This is a genomic window from Pseudomonas protegens, from assembly GCF_003363755.1.
GTDB classification, from domain to species: domain Bacteria; phylum Pseudomonadota; class Gammaproteobacteria; order Pseudomonadales; family Pseudomonadaceae; genus Aquipseudomonas; species Aquipseudomonas danubii.
Map to the genome: position 1 here is coordinate 2,089,564 of NZ_CP031396.1, position 17,153 is coordinate 2,106,716.

The 17,153-nt window shown below is 62.9% G+C and carries 16 protein-coding genes; 8 read left to right on the top strand and 8 right to left on the bottom strand.

All coding sequences use genetic code 11. The features are described from left to right. Window positions 1-24: 24 nt before the first annotated feature. On the top strand, window positions 25-426 hold the full coding sequence (locus tag DWF74_RS09090; RefSeq protein ID WP_025129629.1) for an EamA family transporter: 402 nt from the start codon (window positions 25-27) through the stop codon (window positions 424-426). A gap of 69 nt (window positions 427-495) precedes the next feature. Here the strand turns inward: DWF74_RS09090 and DWF74_RS09095 are convergent, their stop codons facing one another. Further along, window positions 496-1,266, bottom strand: coding sequence for a MipA/OmpV family protein (locus DWF74_RS09095; RefSeq protein ID WP_240322041.1), 771 nt, complete (start codon window positions 1,264-1,266; stop codon window positions 496-498). Between the two features lie 229 nt (window positions 1,267-1,495). Between DWF74_RS09095 and DWF74_RS09100 the strand changes: the two genes are divergently transcribed. From DWF74_RS09100 to DWF74_RS09125, 6 genes are read left to right on the top strand one after another with little or no spacing between them, the layout of a single operon-like run. Further along, window positions 1,496-2,191 carry an MtnX-like HAD-IB family phosphatase gene (locus DWF74_RS09100; protein WP_115580794.1) on the top strand — a complete coding sequence of 232 codons (696 nt, stop codon included), beginning with the start codon at window positions 1,496-1,498 and terminating at the stop codon, window positions 2,189-2,191. Next, the gene (locus DWF74_RS09105; RefSeq protein ID WP_102860462.1) at window positions 2,184-3,578 is read left to right on the top strand and encodes an aspartate aminotransferase family protein; all 1,395 of its coding nucleotides are present in this window, start codon (window positions 2,184-2,186) and stop codon (window positions 3,576-3,578) included. Before DWF74_RS09100 ends, DWF74_RS09105 begins: the two co-directional genes overlap by 8 nt. After that, window positions 3,575-4,441 carry an alpha/beta hydrolase gene (locus tag DWF74_RS09110; RefSeq protein WP_115580795.1) on the top strand — a complete coding sequence of 289 codons (867 nt, stop codon included), beginning with the start codon at window positions 3,575-3,577 and terminating at the stop codon, window positions 4,439-4,441. Before DWF74_RS09105 ends, DWF74_RS09110 begins: the two co-directional genes overlap by 4 nt. Before the next feature lie 14 nt (window positions 4,442-4,455). Further along, window positions 4,456-5,583 (top strand): GNAT family N-acetyltransferase, encoded by a 1,128-nt coding sequence (locus DWF74_RS09115; RefSeq protein WP_102860460.1) that lies wholly within the window; start codon window positions 4,456-4,458, stop codon window positions 5,581-5,583. Further along, window positions 5,580-7,352 (top strand): sensor histidine kinase, encoded by a 1,773-nt coding sequence (locus DWF74_RS09120; RefSeq protein ID WP_102860459.1) that lies wholly within the window; start codon window positions 5,580-5,582, stop codon window positions 7,350-7,352. The genes DWF74_RS09115 and DWF74_RS09120 overlap by 4 nt, the downstream gene beginning before the upstream one ends. Further along, window positions 7,342-8,739, top strand: coding sequence for a sigma-54-dependent transcriptional regulator (locus DWF74_RS09125; RefSeq protein WP_102860458.1), 1,398 nt, complete (start codon window positions 7,342-7,344; stop codon window positions 8,737-8,739). Before DWF74_RS09120 ends, DWF74_RS09125 begins: the two co-directional genes overlap by 11 nt. Before the next feature lie 49 nt (window positions 8,740-8,788). On the opposite strand, the gene DWF74_RS09130 is transcribed toward DWF74_RS09125, so the two are convergent. Then, window positions 8,789-9,823, bottom strand: coding sequence for an alpha/beta fold hydrolase (locus DWF74_RS09130; RefSeq protein WP_102860457.1), 1,035 nt, complete (start codon window positions 9,821-9,823; stop codon window positions 8,789-8,791). 195 nt (window positions 9,824-10,018) lie between these two features. Then, entirely contained in the window at window positions 10,019-12,328 is a 2,310-nt protein-coding gene (metE, locus tag DWF74_RS09135) for a 5-methyltetrahydropteroyltriglutamate--homocysteine S-methyltransferase (protein WP_115580796.1), read from the bottom strand. A 108-nt stretch (window positions 12,329-12,436) separates the two neighbouring features. Between metE and metR the strand changes: the two genes are divergently transcribed. Beyond that, window positions 12,437-13,354 carry a transcriptional regulator MetR gene (gene metR / locus DWF74_RS09140; protein WP_102860993.1) on the top strand — a complete coding sequence of 306 codons (918 nt, stop codon included), beginning with the start codon at window positions 12,437-12,439 and terminating at the stop codon, window positions 13,352-13,354. 40 nt (window positions 13,355-13,394) lie between these two features. Here the strand turns inward: metR and DWF74_RS09145 are convergent, their stop codons facing one another. The 5 genes from DWF74_RS09145 to DWF74_RS09165 form a co-directional block, all read right to left on the bottom strand. Beyond that, complete coding sequence (locus tag DWF74_RS09145; protein WP_115582434.1) at window positions 13,395-13,898, bottom strand: GNAT family N-acetyltransferase; 504 nt, start codon at window positions 13,896-13,898, stop codon at window positions 13,395-13,397. A 29-nt stretch (window positions 13,899-13,927) separates the two neighbouring features. Further along, window positions 13,928-14,566: a LysE family translocator gene (locus DWF74_RS09150; RefSeq protein WP_102860455.1), complete on the bottom strand. Its 639-nt coding sequence runs from the start codon at window positions 14,564-14,566 to the stop codon at window positions 13,928-13,930. Window positions 14,567-14,588: 22 nt separating this feature from the next. Then, window positions 14,589-15,023, bottom strand: a complete 435-nt coding sequence (locus DWF74_RS09155) for an NUDIX hydrolase (protein ID WP_102860454.1) — start codon at window positions 15,021-15,023, stop codon at window positions 14,589-14,591. 100 nt (window positions 15,024-15,123) lie between these two features. Then, window positions 15,124-16,470 (bottom strand): HD domain-containing phosphohydrolase, encoded by a 1,347-nt coding sequence (locus DWF74_RS09160; RefSeq protein ID WP_115580797.1) that lies wholly within the window; start codon window positions 16,468-16,470, stop codon window positions 15,124-15,126. Window positions 16,471-16,646: 176 nt separating this feature from the next. After that, entirely contained in the window at window positions 16,647-16,919 is a 273-nt protein-coding gene (locus tag DWF74_RS09165; RefSeq protein WP_102860452.1) for a type B 50S ribosomal protein L31, read from the bottom strand. Window positions 16,920-17,153 lie beyond the last annotated feature (234 nt).

Consider the following 17,153-nt stretch of genomic DNA (forward strand, 5'->3'; position numbering starts at 1 on the left):
TCAACGAATAGAAGGAAACCTTTCATGAGTTCGAACACATCCCACGGCTGGCTGCACGAGCGTCTGGGCACCATCGTGCTCTGGGCCCTGCTGATCGGCTTCGAGAGCGCCGGCCAGATCGCTACCAAAGTTGGCGGCGACCAATTGGGGCAGATGGATTTCAACCTGCAATGGCTGGCGGCGGTAGCCGTCAATCCGGGCGTGTTGCTGGCAATTGCCTGCTATATCGGCGCGTTTTTCGTGTGGATGCTGATCTTGCGTCGCAGCAGCCTGTCCCTGGCCTTCCCCTTGAGCTCCCTGGTCTTTGTCGTGGTGCTGCTGGGCTCCTGGCTGGGCCTGGGCGAACAGATCAGCCTGCTGCACTGGGTCGGGGTCTTGGTGATCATCGGCGGGATTGCCCTCTTGGCCGAGGGCGAGGAGGCCTGAGGGCCCTCTGCCGAATGCCCCAGGGAGGTGAGGGCTGCGCAGGCCGGGGGCGACCTGCGGCAACGCGCCTCAGAACTTGTAGCTGACGGCGGTCTGCACCTGGCCCTGGTTGACTTCGCCCCGCTGACGAACAATGGAGCTGTCCGCTGCGGAGTTGACCAGACGGATCCAACTGGCGCTGGCCACCAGCGACCAGTTGTTGCCCAGCGGCACCTGGATGTTCTGGCTCAGGCTGAAGTTCTGCAGGCCACCGCCGGCACTGTAGCGATCAATGCCCGAAGCCAGGGCTTCCTTGGCGTTGACGCCAAAGAAGGTCTGGCTCTGGCGGGCGTCGGCAAAGTGCAGGGTCAGGTTATTGCTGCCGATGATGCCCATGCCCAAGGGATAGCCGATCTCCCCTCCGACCTTGCCCAGCATGCCGCCCTGGCCACCGGCACCGCCGACGGCCTGGCCCACGGCGGCGAACACCCGCCAGAAGTCGTCCGGGGCGTATTGCACGAAAGCCCCGACATCGGCCATGTCGCGCACATCCCGCAAGCCGCGCAGCTCACCATCGGCGTTACGTCCCTGCAGGTAGTTGAGATAGGGGCCGGCGCTGAAACCATTGCCCTTGAATGCATCCCAGGTCAGGCCGTCGTCGGTACTGAGGCTGACATCGCCCCAGTCCAGATCCAGGTACGGCAGCGGCACAGTCTCATAGCGGCTGCCCGTGGGGTCATGGGGTTGGTAGCCGACACCCAGACCGAGTTCGCCCGTGATGTCGGAATCGGCAAAGGCACTACAGGCAACGGTCAGCGACAGCAGACCGGCGAGCAAAGCAGGGGAAGAAAGCCGAGGCATGAATGAGTTTCCTTGTCTGAACATGCGCGCATCAATCATCAGAGCGCCCCTGGAACGCAAGCACTGATGTTGTTTGTAGCGACCTACAAAATTTGTAGCAAGAACGCTACAAATCTCCCGCCGCCCTCGCCAGAGGCCCAGCCCTGCTGGGTTTTCGCAACTTGGCACAGTCCCTGCTCTACCCCTGTCGCAAGCGCAAACAGCGCTCTTATTCAACAGGTAACAGCAGATGATGCACTGGCATATCGTATGTGACTTCGACGGGACCATCTCCCGCGCCGACGTGATCGATAACGTTCTCCAACGCTTCGCCGACCCGAGCTGGGAAGGCATAGAACAGGAATGGCTGGACGGTCACATCGGCTCCCGGGAATGCCTCAGTCGCCAACTGGCCCTGGTCAAGGCTTCGCCCGCCGAACTGCTGGGCTACTTCGACAGTGTCGAAATCGACCCGGAATTCCCCGACTTCGTCGATCACGTGATCGGCCTGGGCGCCTCCATTGAAGTGGTCAGTGACGGCATCGAGCAAGGCATCGCCCGCATCCTGGCACGCCACTACGTGACCCTGCTGCCGATCCTCGCCAACCGCCTGCGCCAGGTCGACCACAACAGCTGGCGCATCGACTTTCCCTACGCCAGCGACGCCTGCCGCGCCGCCTCCGGCAACTGCAAGTGCAAATCCACGCCACGGGGCAAACGCGTGCTGGTGATCGGTGATGGCCAGTCGGACATGTGCGTGGCAACCACCGCCGACTTCGTCTTCGCCAAGGATCGCCTGGCCGACTACTGCGAACGCAACAAGATTCCTCACGCTCGGTTCGACTCCTTCGCCGAACTGCCGGCGCTGTTGGCAAAACTGCCGAACAACGCGGCCAACGCGACCCATTTCTCCCTTGAAACCCAGGAACTCTTCCACCATGTCTGATATCCGCATCGCGACCGCCGAAGACCAGATCCTTCTGGAAAAAGAAGCCAAGTACTGCTCCTACGGCGATACCGTTCACTACATCGAACCCCCGCGCATCTTCAGCCGCTGCGAAGGTTCCTACGTCTGGGACACCAGCGACCAGGCCTACCTCGACCTGCAGATGTGGTACTCGGCGGTGAACTTCGGCTACGCCAACCCGCGCCTGAACAATGCCCTCAAGCAACAGATCGACACCCTGCCGCAGATTGCCAGCCAGTACCTGCACAAAGGCAAGATCGAGCTGTCGGAAATGATTGCCGTGGACGCCAAGAAGAAGTTCGGCCTCGACGGTCGCGTGCACTTCAACGTCGGCGGTTCGCAGTCGGTCGAGGACTCGCTGAAAGTGGTGCGTAACGCCACCAACGGCAAGAGCCTGATGTTCGCCTTCGAAGGCGGCTACCACGGTCGTACCCTGGGCGCCTCGTCGATCACCTCCAGCTACCGCTACCGTCGCCGCTACGGCCACTTCGGCGAGCGCGCGCAGTTCATCCCGTTCCCGTACCACTTCCGCGGCCCTAAAGGCATGACCAAGGAAGAGTACGGCAGCCACTGCGTGCAGCAGTTCGCCCGCCTGTTCGAGACCGAATACAACGGCGTGTGGGACCCGAAAGTCGGCCAGAGCGAATACGCCGCCTTCTACGTCGAGCCGATCCAGGGCACCGGCGGCTACGTGATCCCGCCGATGAACTTCTACAGCGAGCTCAAGCAGGTGCTGGACCAGCACGGCATCCTGATGGTGGTGGACGAAATCCAGATGGGCTTCTATCGCACCGGCAAGCTGTGGTCCATCGAACACTTCGACGTCCAACCCGACGTGATCGTGTTCGGCAAGGCGCTGACCAACGGCCTCAACCCGCTGGGCGGCATCTGGGCCCGTGAAGAGCTGATCAACCCGGGCGTATTCCCGCCAGGCTCGACTCACTCCACCTTCGCCTCCAACCCGCTGGGCACCGCCGTGGGCCTGGAAATGTTCAAGATGACCAGCGAGATCGACTACGGCGCGATGGTCATGGAAAAGGGCAAGTACTTCCTGGCCGGCCTGCAAGACCTGCAGAAGCGCTACCCGATCATCGGCGATGTCGACGGCCTGGGCCTGGCGCTGCGCTGCGAAATCTGCACCACCGACGGTTTCACCCCGGACAAGGCGACCCTGGACTTCATGGTCGAGGAAGGCATGAAGGGCGACATCGAGATCGACGGCCAGCGCCTGGGCCTGATCCTCGACGTGGGCGGCTACTACAAGAACGTCATCACCCTGGCCCCGTCGCTGGAAATCAGCTACGCGGAAATCGATCTGGGCATCGCACTGCTGGACCGCCTGCTGGATCGGGCCATGAAGCGATGAGCGCCGCTGAGATCGATCTGGGCGAAGGCAACGCCGGCTTCGTTCTCGGCACGGGTCCGGTCGGGGTCTTGTTGATCCACGGCCTGACCGGCACCCCGACGGAACTCCGTCGGGTGGCCCAGGGCCTGGCCAAGGACGGAACGTGCACGGTGTACGTTCCGACCCTGCCCGGGCACTGCGGGGACAACAGCGACCTGCAGGCCACCGGCTGGCAGGACTGGTACGAGGGCGTGCGCAAGACCTTTGTCGGCGTGCAACAGCGTCACGAGCAAGTGTTCGTCGGCGGTCTGTCCATGGGCGCCGTGATGTCCATGTACCTGGCGTCCGAGCATCCGGGGCAGATCAGCGGCCTGCTGATGTATTCCACCACCCTCAAGTACGACGGTTGGAGCATCAACAAGCTGGCGTTCCTCACCCCGTTGCTGATGAAGATTCCCTTCGGCGTGCACATCTGCCGCTTCGAGGAAAAGCCGCCCTACGGCATCAAGAACGAACGCCTGCGGGCCATTGTCGAGAAACAGATGAAAGCCGGCCAGAGCAGCGATGCGGGCCTCTTGACCATGGAGGGCGTGACGGTGCGCGAGTTGCACCGGATGAACGCCGTGGTCAAGAAACGCATGCCTTCGATCATGACCCCGGCCCTGGTACTGCACTCCAGCGAGGACGACATCACCAGTCCGTGGAATGCCGACTATGTGGAGCGCAAACTCGGCGGCCCGGTGACCAAGATCCTCCTGGACAACTGCTATCACATGATCACCGTGGACCTGCAATACCAGCGGGTGATCGAGTTGAGCGTGGACTTCATCGAGCAGCGAGTGGTTGCACCTGCGGTGCGCGAAGACTACCGCCAGCTGGCATGACTTAAGGAAGAGACGTGATTACCGCCCAAGCCTATTCCACCATCCAGGCCATTGAACGCAGCGCCTGGAATGACTGTTTTCCAGACGCCCTGGAGGATTGGGACTACTACCTGGCCGTGGAAAAAGCCGCCATCGCCGATTTCCGTTGGCGCTACCTGGCGATCTACGAGGGCTCGACCCTGGTGGCGGTGGCGCCGGCCTTCACGACTCAGTATCGGCTCGACACCACGGTCTCCGGCCTGGCCAAACGCTTCACCGAACGCCTGGCACGCCAGTGGCCAGGTGCCCTGGAACTGCGCCTGTACGCCATCGGCTCGCCCGTGGCCGAACAGTGCAGTGCCGGCACCGCCAGCCATGTTCCCCTGGAACGTCGTCAGGCGTTGCTGGAGCAGTTGTTGCAACTGGCCCGGCGCGACGCCGACAACTTCGGCATCGGCCTGATGGCGGTCAAGGATGCCCCCAGCAGCGACCCGCAATGGGCCGCCAGTTGCCGGGCCGCCGGCCTGCAGGCGATGCCGAGCCTGCCCAGCGCGCTGCTGCCGGTGCCCTTCGCCTCGATCGACGCCTATCTTGGCACCCTGGGCAAGTCCACTCGCAAGGACCTGCGGCGCAAGCTGCGCGCCCCGGCGCCGCGCATCGAGTGGCGGCGGCAGATCGACGACGTGCTGCCCGACATCATGCGCCTCTACGAAGCCACCCTGGAACGCAGCGACCTGCAGTTCGAGCGACTGCCGGCGGCCTATTTCACCGGCATTCTCGAACAACTGGACCAGCGCGCCGCCTGCGTCCTGTACTGGGTCCAGGACCAACTGGTGGCCTTCAACCTGGTACTCATCGACCAGCATCGGCTGATCGACAAATTCTTCGCCCACGACTTGAACGTCACCCGTGAGCACAATCTGTACTTCCGCAGTTGGCTGGCCAACGTCGACTACTGTATCCAGCAGCACATTCCCCTGTACGAGTGTGGTCAGGCCGGTTACGCCAGCAAGTTGCGCCTGGGTTGCCAGTTCACCGGTAACATGTTGTTTTTCAGGCATCGCAATCCCTTGCTCAATGCCCTGCTCAAGGTGATAAAACGCTTTGTCCGTCCGGATCGCTCCGACCCCGCCATGGCTGCTGCAATAAGCGAAAGTACATGACCAGAAAAGATCGTCGCCCGCCCCGCCCTTTTGCCATCTCCCGCTGGAGCCTGCAGCGCAAGCTGGTGTTGGCGTTCTGGCTGGTCAGTGTGATTCCCACCATGATTGCCGCGGAGCTGGCGGCCACCACGTTGTCGGAGATTTTCGACAGCAACGTGCGCATCTGGCTGCAGGAATCCACCAAGATCGTCGAGGACGAGATCACCGAGATCCTCCATGACAACGCGCGGATCGCCCAACTGTTCCTGCGCTATACGCGCCCGCCCTCGGACCGCAATGCAGCCAAGCATGACAAGCTCACCGCCGACATTGCCGACTCCATGGGCATAGACGTGGTGGCGCTGATCCGCAAGAGCGACCACAAGGTGATGTTCACCACCGCCGCGGACGACGTGGTAGGGCAGATCAGCACCGCTTCCAACGCCGTCCTGCAGACCATCCAGGTGGGTGGCGTGGCCACCGGGGCGGTGGTCTCGACCTTCCAGACCCAGCTCGACGGGGTCGACTACCAGCTGTTGATCGCCACCTACCTGGACGCCAGCTTCCTCACCAGCGTGGCCGATGTGCACTCCCTGGACCTGCGCCTGTACCTGGCCAAGGCCGATGATTTCTCGGAGATCTTCGCCACCCAGCGCTTCGAGGACCATCCCCCCCGAGTGCCGCACAAGATCGAAGACATCCTGCGCGCCACCCGCCAGCCCACCGAGCAGTTCACCAGCCGCTACAGCGGCCTGTACCGACCGATCTTCAACGACAGCGGCGACCTGGTGGGGGTGATTTTCAGTGGCCTGCTGCGCCACAGCAGCCTGGTGGGCCTGGTTAACCAGAGCAACCTGTTCATCCTGATCTTCCTCCTCAGCTCGGCCGCCTCGCTGTGTGTCGGCTGGCTGGTGTCGCAACGCCTGACGCGGCCGCTGCGGGGCCTGTCCAAGGGCGTCCAGGCGGTGATCGCCGGTGACTACCGGCAGCGGGTGCCGGTGATCGGTGGCGACGAACTGGCGGAGCTGAGCAGCACCTTCAACCACATGAGCGAGCGCCTGGGAGAACTGCAGCACCTGGAGGGCCAGTTGCGCCGTCGCGATCGCCTGCACGCCCTGGGCGAGGTGGCCATGGGCCTGGCCCATGAAATCCGCAATCCGCTGGGCATCATCAAGACCGCCACCCAACTGCTGCACCGCCGGGCCAACCTGCCGGAAAACGACAAGCGCCACCTGGAATACGTGATCAGTGAAGTCAGCCGGATCAACGACCTGATCACCGACTTCCTCGACTTCGCCAAACCCAGCGCGCCCATTCGTGCCACCCAGGCGGCACGCCCGCTGGTCGAGGAACTGCTGGGCTTCTGCACCCCGGAACTGGCGACCCACAATATCGAAGCGCGGATCGACGACCAGGCACCGGGTGCGACCATCCATGCCGATGCCCGGCAGCTCAAGCAGGCCTGCCTGAACCTGATCCTCAACGCTATCGACGCTATGCCCGAGGGCGGCCGCCTGACCCTGGGCATCGCCCAGCAGGAAGACGAAACCATCATCAGCGTCAGCGATACCGGCCAGGGCATCGAGCCGGATATGCTGGAACGCATCTTCACCCCCTTCGTCACCACCAAGGCCTCGGGCACCGGCCTGGGCCTGGCGAAAGTCTTTTCGATCATGGAAAGCCATGACGGCCACATCGAGTGCGTCAGCGAAAAAGATGCCGGCGCCACCTTCAGCCTGTACATTCCGGCCAACGGTGAAGAGGACGACGAGGACACTGATGACGCATAACCTGCTGGTGGTCGATGACGAACCCAAACTCTGTGACCTGCTGTCTTCGGCCTTGAGCCAGAACGGCATCCAGGTGTTCACGGCAAGCAATGGCCTGCACGCCCTCAAGGTGCTGGAGCAGGAAGACATCGACCTGGTGATCAGCGACTGGCGCATGCCGGGCATGGACGGGCCCCAGCTGCTGGCGGAAATCAAGCAGCGCTACCCGAACCTGCCGGTGATCGTGATGACCGCCTACAGCACGGTGAAGAACGCTGTGCAGTCCATGCGCAACGGCGCCTACGACTACATTGCCAAGCCCTTCGATATCGATGAGCTGGACATCACCGTCAGCAAGGCCCTGCAGTTTCGCGACATCCTCAAAGACAACCAGCGCATGCGCGCCGAGCTCGACGAGCACCAGCAGTTCGACAGCCTGGTGGGCGACAGCCCGGCCTTTCGCCAGGTACTGCAGGCGGTGGACTCGGTACGCGAGAGCAGCGCCACCATTCTCCTGACCGGAGAAAGCGGCACCGGCAAGGAGATGGTCGCCCGGGCCATCCACAAGCACGGCAATCGCGCGGACAAACCCTTTGTCGCCGTCAATTGCGCGGCCATTCCCGAAGGCTTGCTGGAAAGCGAGATGTTCGGCCACCGCAAGGGCGCCTTCACCGGCGCCGTGGCGGACCGGGTCGGACGCTTCCAGCAGGCCGACAAGGGCACCCTGTTTCTCGATGAAGTGGGCGACATGCCCCTGGCCTTGCAGGCCAAGATCCTCCGCGCCCTGCAGGAACGCGTGATCGAGCCGGTGGGCGATCCCCGGGAGCGCAAGGTCGATGTGCGGGTGATCGCCGCGACCAACAAGAACCTGCTGGAAGCCGTGGCCAACAAGGAGTTCCGCGAGGACCTGTACTACCGCCTCAATGTCTTCCCCATTCCCTTGCCAGCGCTGCGCGAGCGGGTCGAGGACATCGCTCCACTGGCCCGCCACTTCGCCCACAGCCTGGGGGCCACCGCCGGCAAGCGCATCACGGGCTTCAGCCCACAAGCCCTGCAGGCCATGGCTTGCTACAGCTGGCCAGGAAACATCCGCGAACTGCAGAACTGCGTGGAGCGAGCCACCATCGTCGCCCGCGCCCCGGTCATCGAAGAAAGTGACCTGCCAGGCTATCTGTTCGACACCCCGCCAGCAGGCACCGAGGGCAGCGTGGCCCTCAGCGTTGGCCCACAAGTGCCCAGCGACCTGGACGCGGCCCTGGCCGAAGTGGAGCGGGCCTACATCCTCGCGGCCCTGCACCAGAGCAACGGCGTCCAGGCGGCCGCGGCACAGATGATCGGCATTTCCGAACGCAGCTTCTGGTACCGCCTGAAAAAGCTCGGCATTCAGGTAGACAAGATTGTTCGCTGACGCGAACAGCGACAAGCTGCAAGCGAAAATCTATCCGCTGAGACTTGGCTCAGAGCATGCGCCCCACTTCCAGCGGTTCGATCTGGGCCCAGTGGGAAGTGTCTTCGCGATGGTTTTGCAGGTATGGCAGCACCGCCGCCAGCAAAGGCGCCTTGAAGGCGTCCTGGAAACGATGGGCCAACCCCGGAATCAGCTTCAGCTGGCTGCCCTGGATCTGCGCCGCCAGGTGCACCCCATGCATCACCGGCAATAGCGGATCGGCGGTGCCGTGCACCACCAGGGCCGGCACCCGCAGTTGCTTGAGCAAGGCCACCCGACTCGGCTCGGCGAGGATCGCCATGATCTGACGCTTGACGCCCTCCGGGTTGAACGCCCGGTCATAGGACAACGCAGCCTGATGCAGCAGAACCTGACGGTCATCCGCGACCTTCGGGCTGCCCAGGGCCGCCAGCAGGTCCGCCTGCTGCTCCAGGGCCGCTTCGCGGTTCGGTGCATTGCGCCGGGACAGCAATTGCACCAGCGCCTCATTCGGCGCCGGCAGGCCTTGGGCCCCGGAGCTGGTCATGATCAGCGTCAGGCTCTCGACTCGTTGTGGCGCCATGGCCGCCAGATGCTGGGCAATCATGCCGCCCATGCTCGCCCCCAGCACATGGAACTGCTCGATGTGCAGGGCATCCATCAGCCCCAGGGCATCATCGGCCATGTCGCTCAGGGTATAAGGCGCAGCCACGGGCAGGCCGAGCTTGTAGCGCAGCACTTCGAAGGTCAGGTTGGCGCTGGCCGGAGCCTGGCGCCAGGTGGACAGGCCGACGTCGCGATTGTCATATCGAATCACCCGAAACCCTTGCTGACACAAGGCCTCCACTACTTCGTCCGGCCAGTGGATCAATTGCCCACCCAGGCCCATGACCAGCAGCAATGCCGGATCGGAGCTTCGACCGATGCTTTGGTAGGCCAGGCTCACCTGCGCCAGGTCGACCCGTTGCGTGGGTACGTTGACATCGCAGCGCGCGGCCGCAAAAGACAGCTGGCCGAGCAAAAGCCCGGCCAGCAGGATGACAGTGGAAAACAATCTTGCCCGCATGGAAAACACCGAAACGCAGAACCCCAGTAGAGCGCGAGTCTGATGAACTTCGATGTTTCGCGCTGCCACAGTTGCGTGACAGTTTGATGAAGCCCGCCCAGCGGTCATCGCTTAGGGGCGCTCGGGCGACGCCTCGCTTGCCGACGAGGTGGAACTGATGATCGCCTTCGTCGGCAAGCAGGTTTCTACCGGCTTTCAGGCCAGCTGGCTGCGCAGCTGGCGGGCCGCGGCCACCATGTTCACCAGGGCCGCTTCGGTTTCCGGCCAGGCGCGGGTCTTCAGGCCGCAATCGGGGTTGACCCACAGTCGCTCGGCGGGAATGCGTTTGACCGCCTTGCTCATCAGCTTGACCATCTCGGCAGTGTCCGGCACCCGTGGCGAGTGGATGTCATACACCCCCGGGCCGATGTCGTTGGGGTAGTCGAAGGCTTCGAAGGCTTGCAGCAACTCCATGTCCGAACGGGAAGTCTCGATGGTGATCACGTCGGCATCCATGGCGGCAATCGACTGGATCACATCGTTGAACTCGCTGTAGCACATGTGGGTATGGATCTGGGTTTCGTCCCGCACACCCGAAGCGCTCAGGCGGAAGGCCTGCACCGCCCAGTCCAGGTATTCCTGCCATTGCGCGCGGCGCAGGGGCAGGCCTTCGCGGAACGCCGCCTCGTCGATCTGCACGATCTTGATCCCGGCCTGTTCCAGGTCCTGCACTTCATCGCGCAGGGCCAGCGCCAGTTGCTGGGCCTGGACCTTGCGCGATACGTCTTCCCGGGGGAAAGACCACATGAGCATGGTCACAGGGCCAGTGAGCATGCCTTTCATGACCTTGTCGGTGAGGCTCTGGGCGTACTGGATCCAGTCCACGGTCATGGCCCGGGGCCGGCTCAGGTCGCCGTAGATGATGGCCGGCTTGACGCAGCGCGAGCCGTAGCTCTGGACCCAGCCGAAGCGGGTGAACAGGTAGCCGTCGAGTTGCTCGGCAAAGTACTCCACCATGTCGTTGCGCTCGGCTTCACCGTGGACCAGCACGTCCAGGCCAAGGCTCTCCTGGATCTGCACTGCGTGGCGGATCTCGCTGTGCATGGCATCGGTGTAGTCGTTGAGCGACAGCTTGCCCTGCCGGTAGGCCTGGCGCGCCAGGCGGATCGATGCAGTCTGCGGGAAAGAGCCGATGGTGGTGGTGGGAAAGACCGGCAATTGCAGGCGCGCTCGCTGCTGTTCGATACGTTGGGCAAAGGGCGACTGACGCTGACTGTCGGCGGCGCTGATGGCCTTGATCCGGGCCTGGACCTGGGCCTTGTGAATCCGCGGGGACTGGGCACGACTGGCCTGGACCTTCCGGCTTTGCGCCAGGGCCGCTTGCACCGCCGGGGCCTGGGGATCGTTCAGGGCATCACGCAGGACCGAAATCTCGCCGCACTTCTGCACGGCAAAGGCCAGCCAGCTTTTCAGTTCGGCATCCAGCTGGTCTTCCCGGGACAGGTCCACCGGGCTGTGCAGCAGGGAGCAGGAGCTGCTGACCCAAAGGTTGTCGCCGAAACGCTCCTGGGCCACCTGCAACTGCTGCAGGGCCTGTTCCAGTTCGCAGCGCCAGACGTTACGCCCATTGACCAGGCCCACGGAAAGAATCTTGTAGGTCGGCAGCCGGTCCAGGACCTGGCCCAGTTGTTCCGGCGCCCGCACCGCATCGATGTGCAAGCCGTCCACCGGCAGGCCCACCGCCAGGCCGAGGTTGTCTTCCAAACCGCTGAAGTAAGTGGCCACCAGTTTTTTCAGCGGCGAGTACTGGAGGATGTGGTAGGCCCGCTCGAAGGCGCTCTTCCACTCCTGGGGCAGGTCAAGGGTCAGGATCGGCTCGTCGATCTGCACCCACTCCACGCCCTGGGCCTTGAGCCGGTTGAGGATCTCGCCGTACAGCGGCAACAGGCGCTCCAGCAGGTCGAGCTTATTGAATCCATTGCCCTTGGCCTTGCCCAGCCACAGGTAGGTCAAGGGGCCGATGATCACCGGCTTGACCTGATGACCCAGGGCATGGGCTTGCTCGACTTCGTCGAACAGTTGCTCCCAGCTCAGCTGGAACGGCTGGTCGACGCTGAACTCGGGGACCAGGTAGTGGTAGTTGGTGTCGAACCACTTGGTCAGTTCCTGGGCGTATTGCGCCTGGCCCTGCTCACCGCAGCAGCCAGCATTGGCGCCACGGGCCATGGCGAACAGAGTGTCCAGGGTCGGACGGCCCTGGGCATCGCGAAGACCGTCGAAACGCTCGGGAATCACCCCGAAGGTCAGGGAGTGACCGAGCACTTGGTCGTACCAGGCAAAGTCGCCCACTGGCAGCAGGTCGATGCCGGCGTCTTTTTGCACTTGCCAGTGCCGAGCCCGCAGCTCGCGACCGACCTCTTGCAATGCAGCCTGATCGAGGTCGCCCTTCCAGTAGGCTTCGAGGGCTTTTTTCAGTTCGCGGTCAGCGCCGATGCGGGGAAAACCGAGGGTGTGGGCCAGTGCCATGGGAAAGCGCCTCCTTGTCAAAGATGGCGCTATTGTCGACAGCTCGGGCAACATGAGACAAACTCAACCTTTTCGTGTTGATCACAAAATTTACTCATGGAGATCCTGGTGCTCGAAATCCGTCACCTGAAGACCCTGCACGCCCTGCGCGAAGCCGACAGCCTGGTTGAAGCCGCCGAACGCCTGCACCTGACCCAGTCCGCCCTGTCCCACCAGTTCAAGGAACTTGAAGAGCGCCTGGGCATGCCGCTGTTCGTGCGCAAGACCAAGCCGGTGCGCTTCACCAGCGCTGGCCTGCGCCTGCTGCAACTGGCCGATGCCACCCTGCCGCTGCTGCGCGGCGCCGAACGGGACATTGCCCGCCTGGCCGGCGGCACCGCCGGCCGCTTGCACATGGCCATCGAGTGCCATAGCTGCTTCCAGTGGCTGATGCCCACCATCGACCAGTTCCGCGACGCCTGGCCGGAAGTGGAACTGGACCTGGCCTCGGGCTTCTCCTTTGCACCGCTGCCAGCGCTGGCCCGGGGTGACCTGGACCTGGTGGTGACTTCCGATCCCCTGGAACTGGCCGGCATCACCTATGTGCCGCTGTTCACCTACGAAGCCATGCTTGCGGTGGCCAACCAGCACCCCCTGGCAAGCAAGCCCTACATAGTCCCGGAAGATCTGCTGAACGAAACCCTGATCACCTATCCGGTGGAGCGGGATCGTCTGGACATCTTCACCCGCTTCCTGGAACCGGCGGACATCGAACCGGCGCAGGTCCGCACCTCGGAACTGACGGTGATGATGATGCAGCTGGTGGCCAGCGGCCGCGGGGTGTGCGGCATGCCTCATTGGGCCCTGCATGAATACAGCTCACGGGGTTATGTGAAGGCCAAGCGGCTGGGTGAAAAGGGACTGTTCGCCACCCTGTACGCAGCGATTCGCGCCGACATGCTGGACGCGCCCTACATGCGTGACTTCCTGCTGACCGCCAAGGACACCTCGTTCTCGACCCTGGACGGCGTCAGCGCTGTACGCTGAGCGCCACCCTCATGCGGCGCCGGCAGGCCAGCGAGCAGGATCAGCGTGGCACTTCGCGCCACATGTGGATCTTGTCGAGATAGTCCTCCCCCACGCACACCGCCTGGGGTTCTAGCCCGAACTGGACAAAGCCGCAGCGCTGGTACACGGACAGCGCTGCGTCATTGCCCGCCGTCACCGTCAGTTGCACCAGGCGCAGGCCTTCGTACCCCACCGCCTCGGCCAGTAGATGCTGCACCAGCTGTCGACCCAGGCCGCTGCCGCGTTGCTCGGCCGTGACGTAAAGGCCGAACAGGGTCGCCTTGTGCCGGGCCTTTTCCCGCAGCTCGAAGGCCAGGCCGACGATCCCCGCCAGCCGCCCTCGGTCAAAGGCTCCCAGCATCAGGTCCAGCTCCCCATCCAGACGGGCACCCCACCAGGCCAGGGGCAGCTTCTCGCGCTCCCGGACACTGGAAGTGAACGCCTGGGGATGGCGCTCATAGGCTTCGAGCATCAAGGCCCGGTATTGCGCGGCATCGTCAGGAGTCAGGTGTCGGATCTGCAGGTTCATGCGGGATCGTCAGTCCGTCATGTTCAGTTGGTACGGCGTTGTTCGAACATCAAGCGCACCGCCAGCCCCGCCAGCACGAACCCCATGAAGTAACGCTGGACCGAAAGCCAGGTGGGGTTACTGGCGAACCAGGAGGCAATGCCTGCGGCGAACAGGGCAATCAGCAGGTTCACCGAAAAACTCACGCTGATCTGGGTCAGGCCGAGAATGAGGCTCTGGGAAAACACCGATCCGTGCTCGGGATGAATGAACTGCGGAAAGATCGACAGGTAGAACACCGCGATCTTGGGGTTCAGGGCGCTGGTCAGAAACCCCATGATCACCAGCTTGCGGGGCGAGTCCAGCGGCAACTGCTGGGCTTCGAACGGCGATCGCGCGCCAGGCTTGAGCGCCTGCCAGGCCAGCCACAGCAGATACAGGGCACCGGCCCACTTGAGCACTTCATAGGCCATGGGCACCGCCATGAAGATCGCGGTCAGGCCCAGTGCAGCGGCAAACAGGTGGACGAAAAAGCCCATCACGACGCCCAATAACGACGTCACCCCGGCCTTGCGCCCCTGGCAGATCGAACGGGAAATCAGGTAGATCATGTTCGGGCCTGGGGTCAGCACCATCAGCAACGAGGCCGCGGCGAAAATCAGGTAGTCGTGAAGTGGGATCATGGCAGTCCTTGGCAACGGGAGGTCAGGCGAGGCTCGCCTGGGCCTGACGATAAAACGGCAAGATCAGATCCCGTGTCAACGGCGCCAGAAACAAACCACCATCGCTGGCCGGATCGATCCAGCGCACCTCCTCGATCTCCGCCGCCGGAGTCACCGCAATGTCGATGCGAACAAGAAAGACCTCCGCCTGCACCACATGGCCGGGCTCGTTGGCGGCCGGTGCGCAAAACTGTTGCAGATAGCAGGCCTGGCTCGGATCGATGCGCAGGCCGAGTTCCTCTTCCAACTCTCGGACCAGGGCCAGCACCGGCGGCTCGCCGGCTTCGATCTTGCCGCCAGGCTGCATGAAGGCCTGGGTGCCGCGTTTGCGCACCAGCAGGGTCTGGCCATCGGCCCCCAGCAACAGGGCGGCGGCGATACGAATGACGGAGGGTGCAACGGCGGAGGGCAGCGACATGGGGACCTGGACACCTTGAGAACGAAGGCGCAAGGATCACATGCCCGGCAGCGGGTCGTCATCCGCCAGCGGTATATTTCCCGTCGTTCCAGGGCGTTTCTCAGGTGCCCGACTGCGGCTCTCGCGCCAGCTTGACGAACACGCTGTAACGGGCGCCTTCCATGGTTTCAAAGGCGATCAGTTTGTCCACCAGAGGCTGGCTCAGCACCTTGCCGGCGTTGAGCAGAAGCATGCCGTTGTCAGCATTCAGGTTGCGCGCCAGCAGCATGCCCGCCGCCAGCTCCCGGGTGCCCAGGACCTTGACCGAAGGGTCGCCCAGGGTCACATCGCTGAGGTACACAGAACACACTTGGATAAACCCCTCCACCAACTCGGGGTCGTACAGCCGGCCGGCGTATTTACGGATGAACACCAGGGCCTCGTCGCTGTTCATGTGCCGTTCGAGAATCAGCCCGCACTGCAGTTCGATAAAATCCACCGCCAGCTTGAGCAACCGCGAGCCCAGGGGAATCGCCTCGCCCTTGAGGTGATCGGGAAAGCCGCTGCCATCCCAGTGTTCCTGGTGATGGCGGATCAGGCGCGCCGCATCCTGCACCGGTTCCAGGGTCATCAGCAGCGATTCGCTTTGCGCCGGATAGGCCCGATAGCGTTCACGCTCATGGTGGTGCAACCAATCGGCCGGAGTGACCATCATGCTGTCGCTCCAGCTCAGCTTGCCGATGTTGTGCAGGGCCGCGGCCATGGCCAGGTCGCGCTGCGCCACGGCGTCGATGCCGTGGATCTTGCAGTAGGCACGCACCAAATCGATGATCCGGCGGTTAGTCTGCTTGTCGCTCGGCAGACGCTGGTTCACCAGCAGCGAGAACAGCTCGGCGCCCGTGGCATAGCTGTGCTTGAGCTCCTCATAGGCCAGGTCCAGCATGTCGGCGGTTTGTTGCAGCTCCGCGGTGCGCGATGCGACGCGTTTTTCCAGCAGGGCATTGAGGGCCTTGAGCTCAGCGTTCTGCTCTTGGGTCAGAGCTTCCAGGCGCTGGCGCTCACGTTCGGAATGCTGGTGCTCCAGGGCCTGGCGCAGGGCCAGCAGCAGTTCCTGGTCATCCCAGGGCTTGCTCAGGTAACGGTAGATTTCCCCTTCATTGATCGCCTTGGCGATCAGTTTCAGGTCCGGGTCACCGGTCAGCAGGATGCGCGTAGTGTCCGGATAGTGCTGATGAATGCGCGCCAGCAGGGACGGGCCATCCATCTGCGGCAGATGGGCGGCGCTGATGACCAGGTCCACCTCCCGGGTGGCCATGACCTTCAGGGCTTCGCTGGCGTCGTGGGCAAGGTGCAGCACGTAGGAATGGGCACTGAGCAGTTGGTGCAGGCGTTGCAGGATCGCGTCCTGGCTGTCTACCAACAGAACCTCGGACTGGCGTGTGACTGTGGCAACGTTCAGCTCACCCATGAGACACCTCGGGTCAACATCGATGCACATGTCCTTCATTCTTTTCACTGGCAACACTGATCCTTGTTGCCTGATTCAAGCGTAGAAGCATTTCCGAGGGGAATGATGGCTTTTTAATACCATCCGTCCGCTGGAAGAGCACCAACGGACGGCGGCGAGAATGGAGGCCAATGACCTCACTTGGCAGCGGCTTTACCGCTGGAACCGAAGGAGGCAAAACGTTTGTTGAAGCCAGCGATACGGCCTTCGGACTGGGTCTTGCGTTGCTGGCCGGTGTACACCGGGTGCGAAGCGCTGGACACATCCAGGGTTACGTACGGATAGGTCTGGCCATCACTGTGCTGATAGGTGCGGTCGGTATCGACGGTAGAGCCAATGAGGAAAAACACGTCGGCGGCAGTATCGTGAAACAGCACGGGGCGGTAGTCAGGGTGAATGTTGGGTTTCATCGGAGTCTCCAGCGGCTGGGGTGAAAAACAGTGTTATACAGTAACAATAAAACCCTGTTTAAACGAGAACTTATCGCAATAAGATTCTGCAACAATGGTCTAAGTCCTGCCTCGATCCCCCGATTCAGGCTTGCCCGTAAGGCCCCAGCGGGCCAGTATGCTGGGCTGCAACGCTCTGACACAGCCGTGAATTCCTATAAGAAATGCCTGTGCAGCCCACCGTCTCAGCCGTTC